The 21,650-nt window shown below is 69.3% G+C and carries 18 protein-coding genes and 1 pseudogene; 14 read left to right on the top strand and 5 right to left on the bottom strand.

All coding sequences use genetic code 11. From position 1 onward, the window contains the following. Positions 1 to 89 precede the first annotated feature (89 nt). Positions 90 to 3,779, bottom strand: a complete 3,690-nt coding sequence (locus BOQ63_RS00095) for a ricin-type beta-trefoil lectin domain protein (protein ID WP_143174550.1) — start codon at positions 3,777 to 3,779, stop codon at positions 90 to 92. 487 nt (positions 3,780 to 4,266) lie between these two features. On the opposite strand from BOQ63_RS00095, the gene BOQ63_RS00090 reads away from it, so the two are divergent. Both BOQ63_RS00090 and BOQ63_RS00085 read left to right on the top strand, forming a co-directional pair. Then, positions 4,267 to 10,887 carry an RHS repeat domain-containing protein gene (locus tag BOQ63_RS00090; protein WP_143174549.1) on the top strand — a complete coding sequence of 2,207 codons (6,621 nt, stop codon included), beginning with the start codon at positions 4,267 to 4,269 and terminating at the stop codon, positions 10,885 to 10,887. Continuing rightward, positions 10,887 to 11,291, top strand: a complete 405-nt coding sequence (locus tag BOQ63_RS00085; protein ID WP_072652935.1) for a hypothetical protein — start codon at positions 10,887 to 10,889, stop codon at positions 11,289 to 11,291. Before BOQ63_RS00090 ends, BOQ63_RS00085 begins: the two co-directional genes overlap by 1 nt. A 360-nt stretch (positions 11,292 to 11,651) precedes the next feature. Here the strand turns inward: BOQ63_RS00085 and ku are convergent, their stop codons facing one another. Continuing rightward, positions 11,652 to 12,218, bottom strand: coding sequence for a non-homologous end joining protein Ku (ku, locus tag BOQ63_RS00080; RefSeq protein ID WP_072652934.1), 567 nt, complete (start codon positions 12,216 to 12,218; stop codon positions 11,652 to 11,654). A gap of 146 nt (positions 12,219 to 12,364) precedes the next feature. On the opposite strand from ku, the gene BOQ63_RS00075 reads away from it, so the two are divergent. After that, positions 12,365 to 12,973, top strand: coding sequence for a hypothetical protein (locus tag BOQ63_RS00075; RefSeq protein WP_072652933.1), 609 nt, complete (start codon positions 12,365 to 12,367; stop codon positions 12,971 to 12,973). After that, entirely contained in the window at positions 12,970 to 13,692 is a 723-nt protein-coding gene (gene imuA', locus BOQ63_RS00070; protein WP_072652932.1) for a DnaE2-dependent mutagenesis accessory factor ImuA', read from the top strand. Before BOQ63_RS00075 ends, imuA' begins: the two co-directional genes overlap by 4 nt. 28 nt (positions 13,693 to 13,720) lie before the next feature. Here imuA' and BOQ63_RS00065 read toward each other — a convergent pair whose 3' ends face one another. Further along, the gene (locus BOQ63_RS00065; protein WP_499503182.1) at positions 13,721 to 13,948 is read right to left on the bottom strand and encodes a hypothetical protein; all 228 of its coding nucleotides are present in this window, start codon (positions 13,946 to 13,948) and stop codon (positions 13,721 to 13,723) included. 950 nt (positions 13,949 to 14,898) lie between these two features. On the opposite strand from BOQ63_RS00065, the gene BOQ63_RS00060 reads away from it, so the two are divergent. After that, positions 14,899 to 15,033, top strand: coding sequence for a hypothetical protein (locus BOQ63_RS00060; RefSeq protein WP_318277766.1), 135 nt, complete (start codon positions 14,899 to 14,901; stop codon positions 15,031 to 15,033). 313 nt (positions 15,034 to 15,346) lie between these two features. Then, complete coding sequence (locus BOQ63_RS00055; RefSeq protein ID WP_499503180.1) at positions 15,347 to 15,604, top strand: RNA polymerase sigma factor; 258 nt, start codon at positions 15,347 to 15,349, stop codon at positions 15,602 to 15,604. Here BOQ63_RS00055 and BOQ63_RS00050 read toward each other — a convergent pair. Next, complete coding sequence (locus BOQ63_RS00050) at positions 15,567 to 16,238, bottom strand: hypothetical protein (RefSeq protein ID WP_499503178.1); 672 nt, start codon at positions 16,236 to 16,238, stop codon at positions 15,567 to 15,569. The genes BOQ63_RS00055 and BOQ63_RS00050 overlap by 38 nt on opposite strands. Positions 16,239 to 16,380: 142 nt before the next feature. Between BOQ63_RS00050 and BOQ63_RS00045 the strand changes: the two genes are divergently transcribed. Next, positions 16,381 to 16,548: a hypothetical protein gene (locus BOQ63_RS00045; RefSeq protein ID WP_167395607.1), complete on the top strand. Its 168-nt coding sequence runs from the start codon at positions 16,381 to 16,383 to the stop codon at positions 16,546 to 16,548. Between the two features lie 443 nt (positions 16,549 to 16,991). Here the strand turns inward: BOQ63_RS00045 and BOQ63_RS00040 are convergent. Beyond that, a pseudogene (locus BOQ63_RS00040) lies at positions 16,992 to 17,416 on the bottom strand (GNAT family N-acetyltransferase); the annotation flags it as partial. A 289-nt stretch (positions 17,417 to 17,705) separates the two neighbouring features. On the opposite strand from BOQ63_RS00040, the gene BOQ63_RS00035 reads away from it, so the two are divergent. From BOQ63_RS00035 to BOQ63_RS00005, 7 genes are all read left to right on the top strand, one after another. Continuing rightward, the gene (locus BOQ63_RS00035) at positions 17,706 to 18,047 is read left to right on the top strand and encodes a hypothetical protein (protein ID WP_499503175.1); all 342 of its coding nucleotides are present in this window, start codon (positions 17,706 to 17,708) and stop codon (positions 18,045 to 18,047) included. Beyond that, entirely contained in the window at positions 17,966 to 18,286 is a 321-nt protein-coding gene (locus BOQ63_RS00030) for a DUF6192 family protein (protein WP_499503640.1), read from the top strand. The genes BOQ63_RS00035 and BOQ63_RS00030 overlap by 82 nt, the downstream gene beginning before the upstream one ends. Beyond that, positions 18,168 to 18,653 carry a DUF6192 family protein gene (locus tag BOQ63_RS00025; RefSeq protein WP_499503638.1) on the top strand — a complete coding sequence of 162 codons (486 nt, stop codon included), beginning with the start codon at positions 18,168 to 18,170 and terminating at the stop codon, positions 18,651 to 18,653. The genes BOQ63_RS00030 and BOQ63_RS00025 overlap by 119 nt, the downstream gene beginning before the upstream one ends. Positions 18,654 to 18,655: 2 nt before the next feature. Then, complete coding sequence (locus BOQ63_RS00020; RefSeq protein WP_030286754.1) at positions 18,656 to 19,186, top strand: hypothetical protein; 531 nt, start codon at positions 18,656 to 18,658, stop codon at positions 19,184 to 19,186. 78 nt (positions 19,187 to 19,264) lie between these two features. Continuing rightward, entirely contained in the window at positions 19,265 to 19,801 is a 537-nt protein-coding gene (locus tag BOQ63_RS00015; protein ID WP_143174548.1) for a hypothetical protein, read from the top strand. Between the two features lie 666 nt (positions 19,802 to 20,467). Further along, complete coding sequence (locus tag BOQ63_RS00010) at positions 20,468 to 20,620, top strand: hypothetical protein (RefSeq protein ID WP_499503172.1); 153 nt, start codon at positions 20,468 to 20,470, stop codon at positions 20,618 to 20,620. Positions 20,621 to 21,028: 408 nt separating this feature from the next. Continuing rightward, positions 21,029 to 21,454, top strand: a complete 426-nt coding sequence (locus BOQ63_RS00005; RefSeq protein ID WP_499503170.1) for a hypothetical protein — start codon at positions 21,029 to 21,031, stop codon at positions 21,452 to 21,454. Positions 21,455 to 21,650: the final 196 nt, after the last annotated feature.

The following is a 21,650-nucleotide window of genomic DNA, read 5'->3' as shown; positions in this document are numbered from 1 at the left end:
AACTTTCGACAGTTGACGCGTGCTGAAGTGCCCCTGACCGGAAACCGGTCAGGGGCACTTTTGGTCAGCTCATCGCTTCATTCTGGGGTTCAGCTTCGTACGAGGGCGGTCCACTTCTGGGCGGGGGTGCCGTTGCAGTCCCAGAGTTGGAGTCGGGCGCCGTTGGTTGCGGTGCCGCCGGGGAGGTCGATGCATCGGCCGGAGGCGGGGTTGTAGAGGCTGCCGTCGGCCCTGGGGACGAAGGTTTGCTGGGGGGCGGCGTTGCCGCATTCCCAGATCTGCAGGGGGGTGCCGTTGGCGGTGCCGCGTCCCGTGGCGTCGAGGCAGCTGCCGAGGGCGCGGAGGCTGCCGTCGGGCTTGAAGGTCCACTTCTGGGCGTTGCTGCTGTTGCAGTCGTACAGCTGGACGGCCGTGCCGTTTGCGGTGCTGGCACCGGCGATGTCCACGCACTTGCCGGTCTGGGCGGTGTAGGCGATGGGGCTGTTGTCGGCGTAGGTGCTGAGGACGCTGGTCGGTCCGTTGGTCCAGGTGTAATAGGGGTCGGTGGTGGTGGAGTGCCCGGTAAACGTCTGGATGACGCCGCCTGAGGCCATGCCCCAGAGGGTGGGTGAGCCGATGCCGGTGAGGTCGCCGTCGGAGCCGATGATGGGCCAGTTGGCGGTGGTGACGCCGTAGCCGATCTTGGTGTCGGTGGCGATGCCGGTGAGGGTGGGGTAGTTGGTGCTGTGCCCGAAGGGACCGCTGACGGTGACGGTGCCGGTGTTGAAGGTGTAGCCGCGCAGGTCGCCGTTGCCCCCGTTGCGTGCCCACAAGCCGGGGTGGCCCTGGCCGGCCCAGTCACCGGGGGAGATGAGGTCCCAGCCCTTCCAGCCGGTGGCGGCGAGCTTGGTGGGCGAGCCGAACAGGCCATTGCCAATACTGGGGTAGAACCAGAGGGCGCCGGTGCCGTCCGGGCTGGTCTCAACGGTGAACAGACCGGTGCGGTTGAGGAACTTCTTGCTGGTGTCGAGGTTGGTGGTGCTGGGGTCTCCGCTGGCGGCGATCTGCAGCGTGGTGGACCAGTCGGTGGCGTTGTAGCCGGTGCAGTCGGTCAGCTTGGGATCACAGGCTGGCTTGGCCAAGGAGCTTTTGGCGTCGAAGACCCCGGTGACGCCTGCGTTGCCTGGGTTTTGGTAGTAGTAGAGGCTCGGGTCGCCGTCTCGGTGGACGATGAGGTCGTCGACGTTATTGCCGCCGCGCAGGCTGCCGCGATGGGTGATGCGGTAGTTCGCCCATGAGTCGTGGCCAGGAGAGTTGGCCTGCGGGGCGGCCAGCGGCGCCTTCGCGGCGGTGGCGGGGATGCTGTAGGCGCGCAGGTCGCCGGCGGGGTCGGCGGTGACGATATCGGGCAGCGCGTCACCGGTGACGTCACCGAAGGTCGGCGCGGGGCTGTTGGGGTTCCACGGTGCGTAGAAGGCGTACTGCGCCACCGGGGAAAGGTTGCCGGCGTTGTCCTCGGCCTGGACGTAGAGGACGTTGGTCCCCCAACGTCCTGCGGTCACCTGGATCTGGCCGGTGGGCATGGAGCTGCCGCACTGCCAGGAGGAGTCGACGAGCTGGGGGTCGAAGCTCCAGCGCAGGCAGACCACCCCGGAGGTGTAGCCGCCGCTGGGGTTGGGGTCGGTGGCCGTGAAGGGGATGCCGCCGCTCTGGCCGGCATAAAGCTGGGGGGTCTGGCCGTTGCCGCTGGGCGGGAACTGCTTGCTGGTGTCGGCGACGGTCGTGGGGAAGGTGACGGTCGGCGGAGTGAGGTCGACCTTGAAGTAGCAGGCCGGGGTGGAGGCGGACGACGGCATATTGCGCACGGTGTCGTTGGCCAGCATGCCGTAGCCGTAGGCGTGTCCGTCTTGGATGACGTTGGCGGGGAGCTGGAAGCTCGTGACGCCGCCGTTGCTGACAGGAGCCGTCATGCCCGACGCGACGTCGGGGACACCGGGGACGTTGTAGTCCCAGATGTGGTCCCAGGTCGCGACCTGGGACTGGACGGGGCTGGAGACGGTGGCGTTGAGCCAGACGGCGTTGTTCTGGGCGGAGCCGGCTCCAAGCCAGGCCCAGTCGTTGCCGTTGCTGTCACCGCAGGCCTGATTGGTCGCCGCGGGGTTGACCGTGGTGGGGGCGGGCCACACCGACGGGTTGGTGGGGACGTTGGGCACCCGGTCGTACATCACGGACAGCGCGGGCTGGTAGGTGAGCCGCTTGAAGGCGTACTGGTTGCTCTCGTCGCCGTAGAGGCCGAACGTCAGCTGCCCGTAGTTGACGTACTGCTTCATCGCGCCGGTGATGTCGAAACTGAACGGCACGTTGTCGTGGCACGGGTCCTTGCCGGAGCCGGTCACCCAGGCCGTATCGCCGAGCTGGCCCCCCTGCTGTCCGGGCTGGTTGGACCAGGTCGTGCCGTTTCCGATCGGACCGTTGGTGACGTAGAGGTTGAGTGGGTACTTGTTGGTGCAGGAATGGTCGGCGGAGACGTACTCCTGCATGGTCATCGTCGCGGAGTTGATGACCGCCCCGCCGAGCGCGCTGATGTCGAACTGGTAGAAGCTGCGCTCGATGTCAGCGGGCGAGCAGTTGTTGCCGTCGGGGTAGATGCCGCATTTGCCGACGCCCGGGTGATCAGCATCCGTGCCGCCCTGGCGCATCCAGTTGTTGGAGCCGTCGTGGGCGGACTGAACCCAGGTCCAGGAGTTGCCCGTCAGGGTCCAGGGCAGCCAGTCGGGGTCGATGTAGTACGGGGCGGTGCCGTGGGCCAGGAGATCCTGGTCGGGTGTCAGGTCGATGCCAGCGTCGGTGGCCTTGACCGGCATGGTGGAGACCTTGGAGGCCGTCCCGGGCCCGGCGTCGGAACTGCCGACAGATGCCTGGCCCGCATTCGTCGGTGCGGGTGTGGGCGTGTCTGCCGCGGCTGCTCTGAAGGTCAGGGCGGTCTTCGTCACGGTCGCGGGGGCACTGGCGGCGGGTGCGGTGGTGCTGTCCCACATCTGAGGGCTGCGGGAGACCCAGCGGGGTTGGCTGTCGGCGCCGACGACGGTGATGTTGCCGTGCTCGTCGGTCTTGACGGTGACGCCGTCGAGAGTCGTCCCGAAATGCAGGTTCTTCAGGGCGGGGTTGGCGGCCGCGGCCTGGGTCTTGACGACCAGGACAGTGGTCAGGCCGCCGAGCTTGGTGGCGGTGACCTTCAGGTCGATGTCGGGGGCGACGGACGGGTAGACCAGGCTGTCACCGCTGACGGTCGGCGAGGGCAGCGCGAACGGGGCGGACAGTGCGAGCTTCTTCCCGTCCGAACTGGTCATGGTCGCAAGCGGCCCGTCCCCGCCCTTGGACAACGCCACCTGACCCGCCGCGGACTTGGGCGAGAACGTGCCGTCCGGATTGGCCACCAGGGTGGCGTCCAGCCCCTGCCAGACACCACTACGGCGCACACGCTGCTGCTCCAGGTGACTGGTCAGTGCGAGGTGGCCATCAGGGGTGGCGACGGTCTCGCTGTACTCGGTCGTGAGCGAGTCGACCGGGACGTTCTTTTGCGTGGCCTTGGCCTGAGCGATGGCCTGATCGACCGCGTTGGCGGGTGGTCGTTCCTGCATCTTCTGCGCGGTGGCGGCGTCGATCGCGGCCTGCGACGGCACGTTCGGTGTGTCAGCGGCATGGGCGCTGAGACCTGAGAGGCCGGTGGTGAGTGCGAGAACGGCTGCCGCGGTCAATGCCTTGAGCGGCACGCCGTTGTAGCGGCGTTTTCTGTTCAAAACGGGAATCTCCCCCCAAAGGAAACGGTAGGCCTGGATTAACACAGGACAGAGGCAACGTAGGGGGACGCACTGACATCGGCCAGTTCAATTCGATGCCGAAGTCCATACTTGCATCGATAAAGCCGATTCGTGGACTCCCTATGAGAATCCTCACCAGTCACAAGGTCTTGACGTTCCGTCACCAACGGGCGTACCTTCCGCCAGTTCGGATACAGGACGTGCCTTCCGTATTCGGAGGGCCAAAAGCTGCGTGGGGGTAAATAGCATGCCATTTGGACGACCACCGATTTTAAGGAACAAAAGGGGCAGGAGGGGGAGACTGCGTGGACGGCTGGCGGCCGTCACGACGGTTGCTGTCCTCGGCTCGATGCTCGGTCCGCTGCCGCTCGCGGCAGCGGACGGGCCTGAGCTACTCACGCAAGTGGTCCCCGCCGAATACCGCCCTGCCGACGACCCCCTCCGTGGCGGGAAGGACTCCGCACCGGTGGCGGCCCCGAAGCCGGAACACCCGGTGCCGCCGACCTGGCAGCCGCCGGCCGCCACCGCTTCGAAGCCGCACCCGCACGGCACGGCCGACGTCGTGCTCGGCGCCGCGCCGACCACCGGTGCGAGGACGGCCCAGGCGCAGCCGGACGGCACGCCGCCGCCCGCACCCGCCGGTGACCCGGCCCAGGCGCAGAACCTGCCCGTGACCATCGCCCCGTTGGCCGCGACCCCCGGCGACCAGGCCGCCGCGCCGGCCGCCAAGCAGAACGTGCGGGTGGACGTGGCCGATGCCAAGACCACCTCGGCCGCCGGCTTGTCGGGCCTCGCGCTCTCCCTCTCCCGCACCGACTCCGCCCCCGGCAGCCGGGTCGAGGTGGCGCTCGACACCACGCAGCTGGGTACCGGCATCGGCGGCGACTGGGCCTCCCGCGCCCATGTGGTGGAGCTTCCGGCCTGCTCGCTGACGACGCCCCAGGAGCCGGGTTGCCTCGCCCAGCAGCCGGTCCCCTCGCACTACGACCCGGCCATCAAAAAGCTGGTCGCCGACGTCACCCTGCCGGCGAGCGGCACCCACAATGGTGCCCTGCCGCGTGGTGCTGCGAACTCCGCAGCGCGGGCCGACGCGCTCGCCACGGCCGCCGCGCCGATGGTGCTGGCCGCCGTCAGCGGCTCCTCCAGCGGCGCCGGCACCTACGCGGCCACCAGTCTGAACCCGTCGCAGGCCTGGACCTCCGGCGGCTCCTCGGGCTCGTTCACCTACAGCTACCCGATCGCTTCGCCGCCCACCCTCGGTGGCGCAACGCCTCAGGTCGCGCTCTCCTACAACTCCTCCTCCGTGGACGGCCTGACCTCCTCCACCAACGCCCAGGCGTCCTGGATCGGCGACGGCTGGAGCTACAGCCCCGGCTACGTGGAGCGCTCATACCAATCCTGCAACAACGACGGCATCACCAACTCCGGGGACGACTGCTGGGCGGGCGCCAACCTGACCCTGTCCCTAAGCGGGCACTCCGGCGAACTGGTGCCGGACGACGCGAGTTGCCAGGCGAACGCCCCGGGCGCCACTGAGCAGTCCAACTGCACCTGGCGGCTGAAGAGCGACGACGGAATCAAGGTGCAGTTCCTGACCGGCGCCACCAACGGCACCTGGAACGGCTCCTACCTCAAGGTGACCGACACCGCGGGCAACGCCTACTACCTGGGTCTGAACCACCTGCCCGACGCGAACGGCAATCCGACTGGCACCGGTCCGGCCAGCAACTCGGCCTGGACGGTCCCGGTCTACTCGCCCAAGAGCGGCGACCCCTGCTACGACAGTTCCAAGGGCCAGAAGTCCTGGTGCAACGCGGGCTGGCGGTGGAACCTCGACTACGTCGTCGATCCGCACGGCAACCTGACCACCTACACCTACGCCCCCGAGACCAACTACTACGCGCTCGGCGGCGGCCAGAACAACGGCACCGGGACCAACACCGCCTACACCCGCTCCGGTGTGCTCTCTGCGATCAGCTACGGCCAGCGCCTCTCCGACCAGCTCGGCGCGGGTGGCAACTACCAGGCCGCGGCCCAGATCGTCTTCAACTCGGCCGAGCGCTGTGTCACGTCGACGACCGCCTGCGACCCCTCGCAGCGCACGAAGGCGAACGCGGCCAACTGGCCGGATGTCCCGATGGACGAGCAGTGCGACGCCGCCGGCTCCTGCACCAACTACCAGCCGACTTTCTGGACCAGCAAGTGGCTGACCGGCATTACCACCCAGATCCGGTCGAAGGGCACGTACATCCCGGTGGACGGCTATGCCCTCAACCACCGCTTTGTGAACGTGCAGAACGCCACTGAGAACACCCAGGTCCCATGGCTCGGCTCGGTCCAGCGCACCGGGCAGGACTCCACCGTCTCGGGCACCTCGGTCTCGCTGCCTGCGGTCAGCTTCACCGAGCAGCTGCTGCCGAACCGGGTGGACGGCACCAACCTGATCCCCGCCCGGCCGGCGTTCAACCGCCCGCGCATCCAGCTGATCACCACTGAGACCGGTGGCACGATCGGCGTCAACTACGCCCAGGCGGCCTGTTCGCGGGTGAACAACGTCATGCCCGCTACGGCCGACACCGACACGCTCTCCTGCTACAACGTCAAGTGGCATCCGTCGACGGAGCAGCCGAACGCCCAGCCGATCGACGACTGGTTCCTGCGCTACCCGGTGAGCACCGTGACGGTCAACCCCAACATGGCCGGCTCCACGCCGCAGACCACCTCCTACAGCTACGGCAACGCGGCCTGGCACCGCAACGACTCGCCGATGGTCAAGGACATGGACCGCACCTGGGACCAGTTCCGCGGCTATGCCTCGGTGACCACGGTCACCGGCAGCGGCAACGACGGCCCGCAGGCGCAGAGTTCGAGCACCTTCCACCAGGGAATGGACGGCGACCTGCTGAGCGGAGGCACGGCCCGCAGCGTTTCGGTGGCGGGACCGAAGAGCGGCTCGGTGACCGACTCCGACTGGCTCTCCGGCCGGGCTCTGGAGACCGACACCTACTCTGCCGCCGGCGGCTCGATCACCGCGTACACGGTGAACACCAGCAGCGGTCCGAGCACCACCGCGACCCACAGCCGCGGCAGCCTGCCGCCCCTGATCGCCCGTTACACCTCCACCACCGCAGTCACCAAGGCCAAGGCATTGAAGGCGGACGGCACCTGGCGGGCCACCAGCACCACCACGACCACCGACCCCGCGCACGCCAATCGCGTGCTCACCGTCCTGAACAGCGCGGACGGCCTGCCGGACAGCTGCGAGCGGGACTCGTACGCGGCCGGCTCCGACCCGCAGGTGTCCTCGCTGCCCTCCGAGCAGCAGACCGTCTCGGGTAGCAGCGCCTGCACCGCAACCCCGACCGCGTCCAACACGGTGACCTGGACCCGCTCGTTCTACGACGGCCGGCCGCTCAACCAGCTCGGCGCCGCCCATGATGTGACCAGTGCCCAGGCCGTGGAGAGCATCGACGGCTCGGGCAACCCGACCTTCACTACCTCGGCGATCACCACCTACGACGCCTACGGGCGCTCGGCCACGGTGACTGACCCGAACCACACCGACAGCACACACAGCGGTGTCACCTTCACGACGGCGTACTCCGCGGCGGGCCCGGGCGAGCTGCCCAACTCGATGACGGTGACCACTCCGGCGCCGGCCGGCGCCCCGGACGCGCAGAGCGCGGGCCGGATCACCACCACCACCATGGCTCCTGGGCGTGCCCTGCCGCTGGTGGTGACGGACCCCAACGGGCGGGTCACCACCAAGGCGTACGACGCTCTCGGCCGGCTCACCGCGGTCTGGCAGCCGGGCCGGACCACCGGCCAGAACGCCAGCAAGACCTTCGCCTACTCGGTGCCCGGTGTCGTGAACAATGCGGCGGTCCCGCCGACCGTCACGACCAAGAGCCTGCTGCCCAACGACACCTACACCACGTCGATCCAGATCATGGACGGCCTGGCACGGACCGTGCAGGTACAGGCCGACCCGGCGATCTCGGCCTACCAGGGCCGCATGATCACCGACACGAACTACGACTCGCAGGGCCGTACCATGCGCTCCAACGCGGCCTGGTACAACAACGACGCCGCACCCAGCACCACGCCGTTCCTGACCACCACGCAGAAGGTCCCGGCACAGACCTACACCGTCTTCGACGGCCAGGGCCGACCGGTCACCACCCAGTTCCTGGCCTACGGCGTGGTGCAGACCACCACGACCACCGGCTACCCGGGTGTTGACCGCACCGACGTCACCCCGCCGACCGGCACCACGCCGACCAGCACGGTGACCGACGCCCGCGGCAAGGTGGCGCAGATCTGGCAGTACCGCACCGCCACCGCCACGGGCAAGCAGTCCGACGCGGACGTCACCGTGTTCACCTCCACCCCCAGCGGCAAGCCAGCCACCCGGACCGACTCGGTGGGCAACGTCTGGAGCTACGGCTACGACCTTCGCGGCCGCCAGACCAGCTCGACCGACCCGGACAGCGGCACTGTGACCCAGGTCTACAACCCGGGCGGCAGCCTGGTGAGCCAGACCGACGGCCGTCACCAGACCATCGCCTACACCTACGACCTGCTGGGTCGCAAGACCGGTTCCTACAACGGTTCGGTGGCGTCGGCCAACCAGCTGACCTCCTACACCTACGACACCGTGCTGACGGGCCAGCCCGGCTCCTCCACCCGGTACACCAACGGCGCTGGCGGCCCGGCCTACACCAGCTCCGTGCTGACCTACGACACCGCCTACCACCCCACCACAACCACCACCACAATCCCCGGCACGGACATCGGCCAGAGCGCGACGACCCCGTTCACCTACACCTACCAGGCACAATACGACCCGATCACCGGCGCACTGACCGACGACGACCGTTCTGCAGTCGGCGACATCGCCGAGGAGACGGTCCACTACACCTACGACTCCTACGGCCCGCTGCGCTCCTACGGTGCCCTCGGCGGTGCCACCTACGACCTGTCCTCGGACTGGGACGCATACGGCCGCAGCATCCGCGCCACGGTCAACCCTTGGGGCACACAGATCGTCCTGACCAACACCTACGACGAGTCGACCGGACGGATGCTCTCGCAGTTCGTGGACAAGCAGACCGCCGGCACCGGCGCGGTGCAGCAGACCACGTACGCGTACAACAAGAGCGGGCAGATCACCGGCGTGCGGAACATTCCCGACAACGTTCCCTCCTCCACTGACCTGCAGTGCTTCGGCTACGACTACCTGGGGCGCCTCACGACGGCTTGGAGCGACACCGGCGCGCTCGCACTGGCCGCGCAACCCTCGGTCGGCGGACAGGGCTCGTGTGGGAACTCCACGCCCACCAGCGGCGCGCAGGCTCCGGCACTGACCACGGTCGGCGGGCCGGCCGCCTACTGGCAGAGCTACCAGTACGACGCCACCGGTAACCGGACCCAGTTCGTCCAGCACGACCCGGCGGGCAACACCGCCGCCGACCGCACCGTCACCCAGGCCTTCCCGGCCCCGGGGACGGTCAACGGGCTCAACGGCGCGGTCGCGGGTCCACACGCGCTGGTCTCCGCCAGCTCCGTCACCGGTGCTGGCACCCCGTCGGTCACCAGCACGCAGTACGACGCCTCGGGTGACACCACCCAGATGACCGACGCCGCCGGGAAGCAGACCACCCTGTCCTGGAACAGCGAGGGCCAGCTCGGTCAGTTCACCAACACGACGGCCGGCAAGGTGACCTACGTCTACGACGCCGCCGGCAAGCAACTGGAGAAGCAGGACCCGAGCGGCACCACGGTGTACCTCGGCAACGACGAGCTCCACTACAGCAGCACCACAGGCGCGGTGACCGGGACCCGGTACTACACCATCCCCGGCGGTATGACGCTGGTGCGTCAGAGCAAGTCGCAGTGCTTCGAGTTCGCGGACAACCATGGCAGCAACATCCTGTCGATCGATGCGACCACGCTGGCCGAGACCAGGCGTCCGCTGGACCCGTTCGGCAACCCGCGCGGCAGCCAGCCGAGCACCTGGGCCGGTGACAAGGGCTTCGTGGGTGGTCTGAAGGACGACTCGACGGGGCTGACCACGCTCGGTGCCCGGATGTACCAGCCGGGCACCGGACGGTTCATCAGTCCCGACCCGATCACCCAGCCCACCAGCCCGCAGCAGTGGAACGCCTACGCCTACAGCGAGAACAATCCGGTCAACCTGACCGACCCGAGCGGACTCGCACCCTGTGCCGACGGCGTCAAGGATGTCTGCGGCGGCGGCCCCACCTGCAGCATCTTCCAGGTCGGCTGCAACGCGACCAACTCCTCGGGTGGTGCGGCTTCGTGCAGCTACAGCCCATGGGCGGTCAACAGCTGCCCGGACACCGCGCCCTCCACATCGACGCCCGCCCCGTACACGCCGCCGGCCGACAAGGTGGACGACGCCAGCCAGTTCGGTTTCGGATGCATCCCACCGGCGAAGGCGCAGCGCAGGGTGCTGTCCACCGCGAAGTCCTCGGAGGACCACGGCATCATCATGGTCCGCTTCTACATCCACACCCAATACGCAGCGCTCCTCCAATTGCGTGGTGACGACCGCGGCCCCTCCGACGACCCTGAGGCCGCCTACCGGATGGCGCTGTTCTGGGACACCGCGACCGGCGAGATCAGCTTCACCGTCGCGCCGTCGACCTCAAATCCGTGGGGTGCCGGGCCCTATCGCTTCGAGTCCAAACTGATTCCCGCCCGACCGCTGGACGTCGGCCCGTACAGCGGCAAGGACACGACGCTGGCCTGGCACAACAACATCAACCCGCTCGAACTCTCCGCGGACAAGATCAAGATGGACATCCACGGGATCAACTCCGCGATGGACACGTTCTCCGTCAACGCGACGGTGACGGTCAGCCTCGGCACGCACTCCGTCTCGGTGGAGCGCAAGGGGGACAGGTACCCGAACATGGAGGTGGTGCAGTATCGTCGAGGGATGGCGCCGAACATGCTAGGTGTGGACAGGGCGACCTCTTTCCCCATCGACGACGGGCTCGGCGCGTCGCCCCCGCTTGCAGGCGGCCGCGACGCCAAGTTCGAATGCTCCGGTAACTGCTGATGGGTGCCGAGGCGCGGGAGGAGGGTGCGCTGCGCTGGTTCCTCCGGGCGGCGGTCAGGTACATCCTGGCCTTCGCCGTGGGCTGGTTCGTGCTGGCCGGCGTGCTCACCCTGCTGTTCCGCCCGTCGTACGACCAAGTGCCCTACGGGCTGCTCGGGTTGGGGTACATCTTCTTCCCGCTGTTCGGCGTGCCCTCCCTGGTGCTCCTGCTGGCCCTCTCGCCGCTACGGTTCTTCCCGCACCTGCGGGCCGTCGCCGGTATCACACTGGCAGGGCCGCTGCTGTTCATCCTGATGATCAGTGGGCCTGGATGGCTGCTGTGGCCACTGGTGGCCATTCAGCTCGGCTTCGTGCTCAAGCTGATGCCGGAGGCACGGTTCCGGGTCACTGCCCATCGACGCTGACCCGGCCCGCCCTGCCCGACGCCGGCCCGCGAGACAATGTCTCGCGGGCCGGCGTTCACTGTTGCGTCCTGGGGACCCTGTCCTTGCCGAAAACCTCATCCGCCCTGTTCAGGCTGCACGACGAGGCCCTGACCGAGAACACGGTGACCGAGCTCGACGCCGTCTTCCGCAAGCACCTGAAAGCATTTTCGAGCTGACCACCAACCGTCCGTATGTCGGCTGGTTCCTCCGGGGCCGCCGCTGCCAGAGTGCGAGAGGCGCCCCGGCCGCGACGGCCGGGGCAGACGATCGCGCACCGGTGCGCAGAGCGGTCGTCGACCCGCTATCCCGCTTCGCGCCAGCCGGACCGCGAGGACGACGTCACCGCCGCCTTCGGCGGGGCTGGCAGCTGGAGTACACCCGACGCGGGCGGCGTGCAGTTGCTGCTGCGGGAGGGCGTGCCGGTCGGCTGGATCGCCCTCGCACCCGCAGTACCGCGAGGGCTTCGCGGGTGCGCAGGGCGGTGCGGGCGACGGCGACCTGGCCGGTGTCGAGCAGGGCCTGGCGCAGCAGCGCGTACGGGCGGGCGGCGGCCTTCGTGGTGGGGCCGAGGTAGTACGGCTTGTCGTAGACGGTGGGGTCGAGGCGCTCGGCCGGCATGAACCCGAGGACGCGGATCTCGCGGGTGGTGGGCAGAGGCAGCTGGTCGAGGTCGTCGGGGGTGAGGACGACGGTGCGCCCGTCGGGGGCCTGGTAGCCGCGGGCCACCTGGTCCGGCGGGACGTCCTGGCCGTCGTACTCGCAGACGCGGCGCTGGCGGATGCGGCCGCCGTCGGCAGCGTGGACCTGGTGCAGCGGCACAGTGTGCCGACCGGTCGCCGCGTACACGTTCACGGGGATCGACACCAACGAGAAGCTGATCGACAGCTTGGCGATCGCCTTCGGCATCGCCACCTCCGGGTCCGGTCCTACTGCATCCCCTCCATCCCATCCTGACCTGTGATGGCCGGGACTTGGAGCAAAGCGGCTGTGACCTGGGGAGTCGCAAGGCCGAAGACTTGAATCGAAAATTCGTTCGACCTAAGTTTGGGGGCGTGACCGCCGACGTTCCGTTCTCCCTCGCCGCCCGCCCCGACGCTCTGCCGGGCGATGCCGAGCGGGCGCCCAGGGAACTGATGACGCTGCCCGGCCGCTACCACGACGTCCGCCGCTGGCGCCTGGTGGAGATCCGGCTCGACGGCCACTGGAAACCCGCGCTGCTCACCGTGTGGCGGCGCCCGCCCGGCAGCCCGCTGTGGGTGGTCCACGTTGCCTGGGGGCCCGAGGCCGGCGGCCCGGGCGAGGAGGCCTGGGGCTGGTTTCTGTTTGACGGCGCCCGCATCCGTCCGATCGAGGAACCCTCCCGTACCGCCACGGACACCGGCTTCGCGCGCGATGCCGTCCGTGTGCCGGCCGAGCTCGCGGGCCCGCCCGGTCTCGAACCGGGCGAGGGCTGCTGGCGGCTCGCCTGGCTCCGCGCGGGCGGCGCCTGGCGCTCGGCCCTGATCACCGTCCGCCGACGCCCCGCCCCGGGCGCGCCCTGGATCGCACACGCCCGCTGGGGCGAGGACAAGCAGGCCGCGTGGATCGTCGTGGACAACACTTCCCTGCTGCTGATCGACCCCACCGCAGACTCCGCGCCCCCCAATGGGCGGACCCGATGACGCTCGCCGCGGTCCCCGACCACGCCGCTGACCCCGCCCGGCGCCTGGCCGACCTCATGGACGCGACCTCGCCCGCGACCCGCGCCCACCAGGCGCACAGTGGCACCCTCCCCGTCCTGGAACCGCTGCGCCCGCTGGTGCCGGGTGGTGGACTTGCCCGGGGCACGGTGACCGAGGTGGGGGATGCGAGTCTGCTGCTCGCCATCGCCGCAGGGTCCGCCATCGCCGACCCATGCGCCTGGACGGCGGCCGTAGGCCTGCCCGACCTCGGCCTTGCGGCTGCAGCCGGTTACGGCCTGGACCTGCGCCGCTTCCTCGTCGCCGACGACCCGGGGCAGCACATCGTCGAGGTCGTCACCGCGCTCGCGGCGGCCTGCCCCGTCGTCCTGGCCGCCGCCCCTGCTCATCTGCCTCCGCGCACCCTCGACCGGCTCGCCGCCCACCTGCGCCGTACCGGCACCGTCCTCATCACCCCCGGCCCTTGGCCCGGCGCCCGGCTGTACCTGGAGGTGACCGCGGGTCGGTGGAGCGGGCTGGGGGACGGGTGGGGGCAGCTGACGGGCCGGCGGGTGACCGTGACCGTGACCGGGCGGGGGTCGGCGGTGCGGGCGCGCAGCGCGGAGCTGTGGCTGCCGGACGCGAACGGTGGGGTCAGTTCGGTGGCTGGCGTCAGCGCCGGCGCGGCCCCGGAGACTGTGTCGGCGGCCGTGTCGGTGTAGTTGCCGAGGCCCCGGAGCGATAGGCAGTTCACGTGGCGACGGTGTCGAGGGCCTTGGCGACCTCCTGCACCGCGTCCTGCAGTCGGGTGGGCAGATGGCGGAGGGAGTCCGGATCGTCGGGGTTGTGGAACAGCGCGGCCAGGGCGACCTCGGTGCGATCGCGGTCGGCCGATTCCCAGGAGGCGATGCTGCGGCCGAGAGCGTGGGCGCAGCTGTCGTGGTGGGGGTCGGGGGAGTTGATGAGGCCGGCGAACAAGCTGGCGCGCTTCCTCGGTTGCCAGCTGGGGGACGTCGGCGACGGGGATCTGGAGGTAGCGGGCCACGGCGGTAGTCGAGTAGCCGATTGCCTGCATCTGGACGGCCTGTAGTCCGCAGAGGAGCTTCGCGTACCTGAGCAGGTCAGAGGATGCGTAGCCGACGAGGCGCGTATGTTCCAGCAGGTCGTGATCAGGGGGAGTGGAGGTGCACCTGCTGGCTTCGAGAGCCTGGTGGAGGAGCTTGGCGATCTCGATGGCGTGGTAGTCGAGCGCCTTGGTCAGGTGCGGCGGGACGGGGCTGCCGTCCGGGCTGGGGATCACGGTTGGGGAGGCTACGCACTGCACCGCGGTATGCAGGGGCGGCGCGGCGCCGTGTCCCCTCGTCGGCGGAGCTTGCGGACCGGATGCGCGCTGTGCGGCGCGCGCGAGGGCTGGCGCCTCGCCGACGTCTCCGGCAACACCCAGCTGCCCAGACCGGTCCTGGTGGGCTCCACCTGCGGAACGCCGCGCGCTGACCGGCCAGCCGCGGAAGGTCGACGAAAGGCCCATCGACGCTGTGGGTTGAGGATCTGAAGGAACGTGGAGTAGCCGGCGCTCCGCCTGGCTGTTCATCAGACGACCCCATCAGGACGGGCGTGCATTGGCACGGGCGTGGGCCGAGGAGCTGGCCGCGCCGCTCGAGGGCGAAGACCTGCAAGCCGCGCGGGGCCAGCCCATCCGGTGCGTCTGCCGATCGGGCGGCGGACACCGCGCCGAAAGGTCGGCCCGCGCCGACTCCTCGACGGCCTCCCCATGACTTCGGCCTGCTCATGACCACTCGGTAGGCGGATTGACACGCTCCGCAACTTTCTTCTCGTCCGGGCTACGAAACCCGCCTCGAGCCGGAAAGCTGTCACTTGACGTCACGTCTCCCCCACGCAATGACAGCACCGAGCGCGAGAGGCCCGCAGTGAACACCCTCATCCGCCCAGTCCGCCCCCAGCCCACCGTGATGGCCGGCCAGGACTGGGTGCGGCCCGTCGCCGACCACCCCGGATCCGCCGAGCGCCACCGCGTCGCCTCCGACCCGGCGGCCGCCGCGTGAACCACGACGGCCACGACGCCGACACGCAGCCGACGACGACCACGAGCCGCTGGTATCCATAGAGTTCGACGCCTTCTTCGCGCTCTTCCACCAGCGCTACCTCGACTACGCCCGCGCCCAGCTCACCCTCAGCGAGCCGGAGCAGATCCAGGGCCTGGTCGAGGACGTCTCGCCCACCTCGGCGCCGACTGGGACCAGGTCCTCACCCGGCCCAACCCGACCGGCTACGCCTGGGGGCTGCTGCGCTTCGCGGTGGAGACCGAGCGCCGCCAACGCGGCGAGGTCCTCATGCTGGTCGAGGCAGTCCGTCTTCATGGACGCCGCCAACCGCGCCACCCGCCCCGTCTTCGAAGCACTGGAAGACGGGCTCGGGATCTACCACGCCATCAGCTGCCTGCCCGAGCGCCAGTACGACGCACTGCTGTTCAACCGCTTCCTCGAGTACAGCACCGCCGACACCGCCGCCGTCATGGGCATCAACCCGGGCACCGTCCGCGTGCTCGTCCACCAGGCCCACAGCAAGCTCCGCAAGCTCACGCTGCTCGCCGTCTCAGAATCCGACGAGGAGTAGACCGGTGCACACCGAACTCGACCACCTGACACACACCGCCGCCCCCTACGCACGCTTCACCGGCTACGACCCGAAGGCCGGCCGCCGCCGCATCGCCGCGAAGATCGCCGCCCTCAAGCAGCAGGCCGCGTCCGAGCAAAACGACCCGCCGCACCCGGCCGAACAGCCCGAGCACGAGGAACAGGTCCTCACCTTCCAGCAGCACGCCGAACGCGACCTGCGTACCCTCGCCACCTGCATCATCAACGAGGACGACGCTCCCGAACACCTCGACGGACTGCGCCTCGCCCGCGACCCCAAGGGCGCCCTCGTCTTCGCCGCCCTTCTCTACCTCAGCGGGCACCCCAACAACGCCCAGTGGTGGTGGCAGTTCGCCGCCGGCGGCGGCGAGAGCAACGCCGCCTACGCCCTCTACCTCCACCACGCCGCCCTCGGCGAGCTGAGGGACGCCGAGCACTACTTCCACGAGACCGCCCGGCTCACCGACCAGTCGAACCGCTCCCTGCCCACCGCACCGCCCCCGCCCAGCGTCCCGCCAATCGACCTCTACCTCTTCAACATCCCCTGGCACAGCCAGCACCTGCCCGGCGACACCACCGACCTCGCCCGGCCCGACCCCAAGCTGGCGCAGCACGGTCGACGACCTCGACGCCGTACGCGAGGACGACCGCCTGGGCGCCTTCGTCCTGCCCACCGAGACCATCACCGAGCAGCTGCACGACCTCGTCTGCCAGTAGCACCGCCAACAACGCGCCCCGACCACCAGGAGAAGAACCGTGTCCCCCGTCCTGCACAACGCCGCGCTCATCACCGCCGCCGGTACCGCCTGGTACGCCGTGGCGATCACCGCCGCGGCCCTCACCGCCGTTGCCGCCCGCAACGCCGACCGCCGCCGCGACGCCCGGGAGGTACTCACGGTCCTCGTGCGCCGCAACGCCCGCTAGCCCACGGCGGCCGATGGAGGGCCTCGGTGCGGACACCCAGCTGGTGTTCGCCCCGAGGCCGTCGGGCTCGGGCAGTACGGGCAGGCCCGGCCGGCCATGCGCCACCGCTCCCGGCTGGCATGTGCGCGGCCGAAACTCTGCAGGTCAAAGCCCTGGCCACATGCCAGCCGGCGGGTCTAGCATTCCCGGCACGGCGGCCCCACCACAGCACCACGGGGCCGCCGGCCAGAGCAGCCGCGCCGCGGCTCGGCGCTGCTTGCCTCCCGCCCGCCGGCCGGGCTCTGGATCGCCGCCCGTTCCAGAGCCCGGCCGATGGTGCTACCCGCGGATCAGGCCGCCGGCTCGGACGTGGGGGACGGGCAGCCTGCTTGAGCTTCATCCGCGGGCACCGCCTTCCGGGAGGGCGGCGCCCGGCTCGGTCAGGGGCCCGGCGGGCGGCCGGCTCAACGGGCCGACTTGGTCAGGGACCACACGCCGAACCACTGCTCGGCGTCGAACTCCTCGAACCGCTCCACCTCGGTGAACCCCAGCTTCACCGCCAGGCGCACCGAGCGGTCGTTGGCGGCTTGGGTACACAGCACCACCGGCTCCCCGGGCAGCGCCCCGGCGAACCAGCGCAGCGCCGCTTCGCACGCCTCGGCTGCGTACCCCCGCCCCCACACTGTCGGCAGGAACATGTAGCTGAGCTCAGCGTCGCCGCCTTCCGGGCGGATGCGACCGGGCCGTTCCGAGTCGCGCCGGTCGAACGCTCACGAGGCCGATCATCTTCCCCCTGTGGTCGACGACGAAGGTACCGGGACGCCGCCCCGGTACCTCGGGAAGCGCACGTTCGACGTCCTCACGCGGCCGCCGGACCGCCGAGGTGGGTGCGCCGCCTGAGAGCGCCCCCGGCCGGACCACCCTAGAACCAGCCGCCGGCCCACCAGCGCACGAGGCCGTTCGGCCCTGCGGGCGCGGGCCGGTCACGCCGGCCCGGTCGAGGGCGCCGCCTTCACGTGGCCCTTGGAGCGGCCGCGCCTGCGCCGGAGCGGGACTGCTTGATGGGATTCGGGTGCAGGGACAGACTGAAAGCAGCCGTTTTGTCTGAAATTTGGGCGGGAAGATGGCCGCGGTCTTTTTCGCCCCACTCACTGCATCTTTCGCGCGCAGGAGGCCTCATGGCCACGAAGAAGATCACCAGCCCGTTTCCGCAGCAGTTCACGGACCGGCAGTGGGCTCGCTTCGTTAAGCAGGGGCGGGACTTGGTGGAAGAGGAGAGCCGGGTCCAGTTCCGGCTCGGCGACCTGACTCTGAAGATGGTCCCGGTTCAGCGGCCTGGTAACCACACCCGTGGTGTGTTCCCCGTGCTCGACCGGTTTGCCGACGCGATCGGGATCAACGTCCACACCTTGCTCGGCTACCGACATGTGTCTACTGCCTGGCCGCCCGAGAAGCGGCAGAAGGGGTCTCCTGGTCAATCCACCGCGCCCTGGACGCCCTGGACGACCGGTTCGACCTGATCACCAATCCGCCCCGAGGCGTCGACCAATGGACGGAAGACAAAGCTCTCAGCTACGCAGGGCGGCTCCCTTCTCGGCCGCTGACCAAGGCCGAGGAAGCTGGGACAGGTACGGGTGCTGCTGGAACAGGACGAGAGCGCTGCCGAGGCCGTCAGCGAACTGATCCGCCGGCCGGACGTCGCACATCGCGTGATGGGCAACACTTCCAACCAGCGCATCCTCTACCGAGCCCACCATGAGCAGCGGATGCAGGCTGCCGAAGCCCGCTTCGCAGCGGCGCACGAGGCCGAAGATCACGATGAAGATGAGGCAGAAGCCCCGGCGACCGCTCGGCAGGTGCGACGCCGTGAGCCAGCGGTGGACTACGCCAGGGCATCGAGCGAGGTGCTTGAGCTGATCGGCGTTGGTACGAGCTTCCTCGTGGAGATGCAACGCCTAATCCCGGGCCTGCACGTGGCGGAGTTCACCGACCGCGAGGTCCGCGCGATCTTGGACAACCACCGTCGCATCCGCGCTGCGTTGGACTGGTGTGACACCGTCGTCACGACCGGCGAGAAGACCATGGACGAGGAGCTGGCGCGCATCCTCGACGAAGGCGATGAATAGCGATGACACCCCGTTCCGCCACAACCGCACACAAGCCCAAGGAGGTCAAATCTGGGCGTACGCCACCCGTCGCCACCCAGCACCTGGCCGAACTCGCGTGGAACATCTTCGAGGCCGCAGGTGAAGACGTCCTCGTCTCCAAGGAGACGGTCAGCAGCCGCATCAACGCGACCGAAAGCCAGTTCACGCGACTCAAGGGCTACGTCCGTGACCACATCACTATGGAAAAGGGCAAGGCATTCCTGTCCTTCCGTAACGGATACCTGATCACGACGGACCCGGCGAAGATCGCCGAGAGCGTCGGCTGGCGACTGCGCCGCATCAACACCGAACTGCGCAGGCTGCTGTCCGGCTGGATCAATCCGCTGGGCGAGGACGTGGCCAACCACGAGGTCCTGGCGATGTACCAGGACGAGATCGGCCACATGCTTCGCCTGTCCGAGAGGATGCAAAAGGCCAGTATGTCCATGCCCAAGCCTGTCAAGGCCAAGAGCCGCCGCCGCGGCGCAGCGACAACGGCTCGCGCCACATGACAACGAAGGATCTTCGGGCAGGCGGGCGCGGAGATGACGACACGATCATCAGGTCCCCGGCCGGCCAGCGCTGCGGCTTTGCACCGTGCGCTGACCGCACTGGGGGCTGCCCCGACGCTGGACCGTACAAGCCGCCCCCACGGACTGCGACCAGACGACGCACCGCTGCTGCTGGGTGTCCTGCTGGCGAAAGCAGAGCTTGATGCGGCGGTGCGTGCCGACCCCGGAATGGATCCGCCTGAGGGCTTGACTGCGTTGATCCGCGGCTACAACACCTTCACCAACTCCGAGGAGATGCGGCTTCGGTTGCTGGCCCTGCGGCTGGTGAGGACCGCATCCGAGATCAGCACCTACGAAGATACCGACGATCCATGTGCCTTGACGGCGGAAGACGCCACAATGACAGCGGCCAACATGATCAACGCCTGTCGGCTCGCTCGCCACGGCGTGACCCCAGCTGACCAGCAGGCACTGGCCACGGCGCTCAGCTCCGCCGGCCAATTCATCCGCAGCGCCACAAAGGCCCTAGGCCGCGTCGGTGACCAATCCGCCCGGGAACCCAGCAACAGAACCGGGAAGCGCCCCGCGTCGCCGCCGCCTCGCCGACAGCACTGAGCGGTTAAGGACGGGTGGCCGGTCCGGCAGCCGCTTCCTGCGGGTGTCCGGACAAGCGGCCTGCTTGAGCTTCATCTCAGCTCATACCGGTTCCCCACCGTCGCCCGCCGTGACGGACCGGACACCGGCCCCGGCGGAAGAGCCGGGGCCGCTGGGCTACCTGCCCCGCGTCGGGTGGGCGCAGCCGTCAGGCGTGAGCACGGCCGGCCCCGGTCCCGCTGTGGTGCACCCTGGCGGCTTCGAGACGGTTGCCGCGATGGCTGTTCTGGCGTAGCCGGCCCTGAGCGCCGGTGTCGCACGGAAGGGCGGTGAGTCATTGAGGCGGCTGCGACCGCCACCGGGTGGCATGTTCGCGGCCGAAATTCCGCAGGTCAAAGCCCTGGCCATCGCCTGATCGGCGGGTCTAGCATTCCCGGCACGGCGGCCCCGCCACAGCGCCCACTGGGCCGTCCGAGCAGAGCAGCCGCCCTCCTGCGGCGCTGCTGGCCTCCCGCCGGCCGGGCCCCGTTGGAACGCCACCCCTCGTTCCCGGGCCCGGCCGTCTGCGTCTTCCCATGGCTCCTGGACGGTTTCGCCGTCGACCGCTGTACGACCACATCACCCAAATGAATTATTCTGTCCATGATTGATGGGATATATCCATCAAAAATTGATAGAATGCGTCGCATGGTGCTGAGTACGTTGGAGACGCTGCGGCTGACGGTGGCCGCGATCAGGCAGCGCACGGGGGAGAGCCAGCGCGAGCTGGCCGCCGCTGTCGGGCTGACACAGGACAACTCTCCCCGTCGCCGCCGGGGCGCAGCCGTGGTCGCTGGATGAGGTGGATGCCTTGGCCCGGCATTGGGGGATGGGGTCGCTGGATTTGCTTGCCGGGCCGACCCGTGCCGCCGAGTGTCTGGTCTGGCTTCCCGGTAGCGCCGCCCTACAGCAGGAGCCGGGGGTGACGGGTGAGTCCCGCTGACCCGGACCGGCCGAACGAGGCCGCACGCCTGACGCAGGAGCTGATCGACCAGGGCTTCACCCGGCGTCAGGTCGCCAGGATTCTGGGCCGTGATGCCTCGCTCGTCCTCTCCCGTTCTTCACCAGGCAAGGGCCGCGGCTCCGGTCAACGCGTTGCGCCAGGTCGTGCGGGCGGTGCGAGGTGGTGAACGTGACACCGAGGCGTTGTCCGGGATCGCGGCTGAGAACGTGGAACGCCGCCGCACGAGGACTGGGGAGAAGGCGCGGGTGCGGGGCAAGGACGTTGTCGGCGCGCCCGGTGAGTCGATGGCCGGCCGCGCCGGGAAGCAGGCGATCCGTTCCGGCGCCTCCCACCTCGCGCACCGCATGACCCACGCGACGGGTCAGGCCGGCGGCCGCCTGGCCTTCACCGTACGGATGCGCGCCGACCAGTTCACGATGTCGGCCGGCTCGATGGAGGACTCCCCGGGTCTGCGCCGCGGGTTCGTCCCGCGCGCGGACGGCACGGAGGAGCGCACCTATGGCTCCGCGTCCACGGGCGGGTTCGACGCCGCCGAGTGGTCCCAGCGCGTCGCCGACCACCACGGCGACGTCACCGAGGCGATGCGGGCGTGGCTGGTGGAGTCCGGTCGCGCCGTCGGAGGACGCCGACATTCAGTACCTCAGGAAGTCCGCGGCTGGGTCCCCCGGTAACACCGGGCCCCCGGCAGCCCCCAGACTTGGCAGACGAAGGAGACCCACCGCCGTGGACACCACGACCACCCACCGCTACCGAGGCTGCCGCGCCAGCCAGGCAGCTGCCATCCCGGCCCAGCCGACCGCCGGCACCGCCGCAGTGAAACGGCTAATGTTCCTGTATGTGTCGTACTCGTTCAGTACCGTATTGCTG

The sequence above is a fragment of the Streptomyces viridifaciens genome (assembly GCF_001888885.2).
Classification (GTDB): Bacteria; Actinomycetota; Actinomycetes; order Streptomycetales; family Streptomycetaceae; genus Kitasatospora; species Kitasatospora aureofaciens.
This window is presented reverse-complemented; position numbering and strand designations above follow the sequence as displayed.

Coding starts and splice junctions, on each gene's coding strand:
- BOQ63_RS00055 (WP_499503180.1), top strand. CDS start 15,347: ATGGACGCCGCCAACCGCGCCACCCGCCCCGTCTTCGAAGCACTGGAA.
- BOQ63_RS00010 (WP_499503172.1), top strand. CDS start 20,468: ATGGTGCTGAGTACGTTGGAGACGCTGCGGCTGACGGTGGCCGCGATC.
- ku (WP_072652934.1), bottom strand. CDS start 12,218: ATGCCGAAGGCGATCGCCAAGCTGTCGATCAGCTTCTCGTTGGTGTCG.
- BOQ63_RS00020 (WP_030286754.1), top strand. CDS start 18,656: ATGACACCCCGTTCCGCCACAACCGCACACAAGCCCAAGGAGGTCAAA.
- imuA' (WP_072652932.1), top strand. CDS start 12,970: ATGACGCTCGCCGCGGTCCCCGACCACGCCGCTGACCCCGCCCGGCGC.
- BOQ63_RS00085 (WP_072652935.1), top strand. CDS start 10,887: ATGGGTGCCGAGGCGCGGGAGGAGGGTGCGCTGCGCTGGTTCCTCCGG.
- BOQ63_RS00035 (WP_499503175.1), top strand. CDS start 17,706: ATGGCCACGAAGAAGATCACCAGCCCGTTTCCGCAGCAGTTCACGGAC.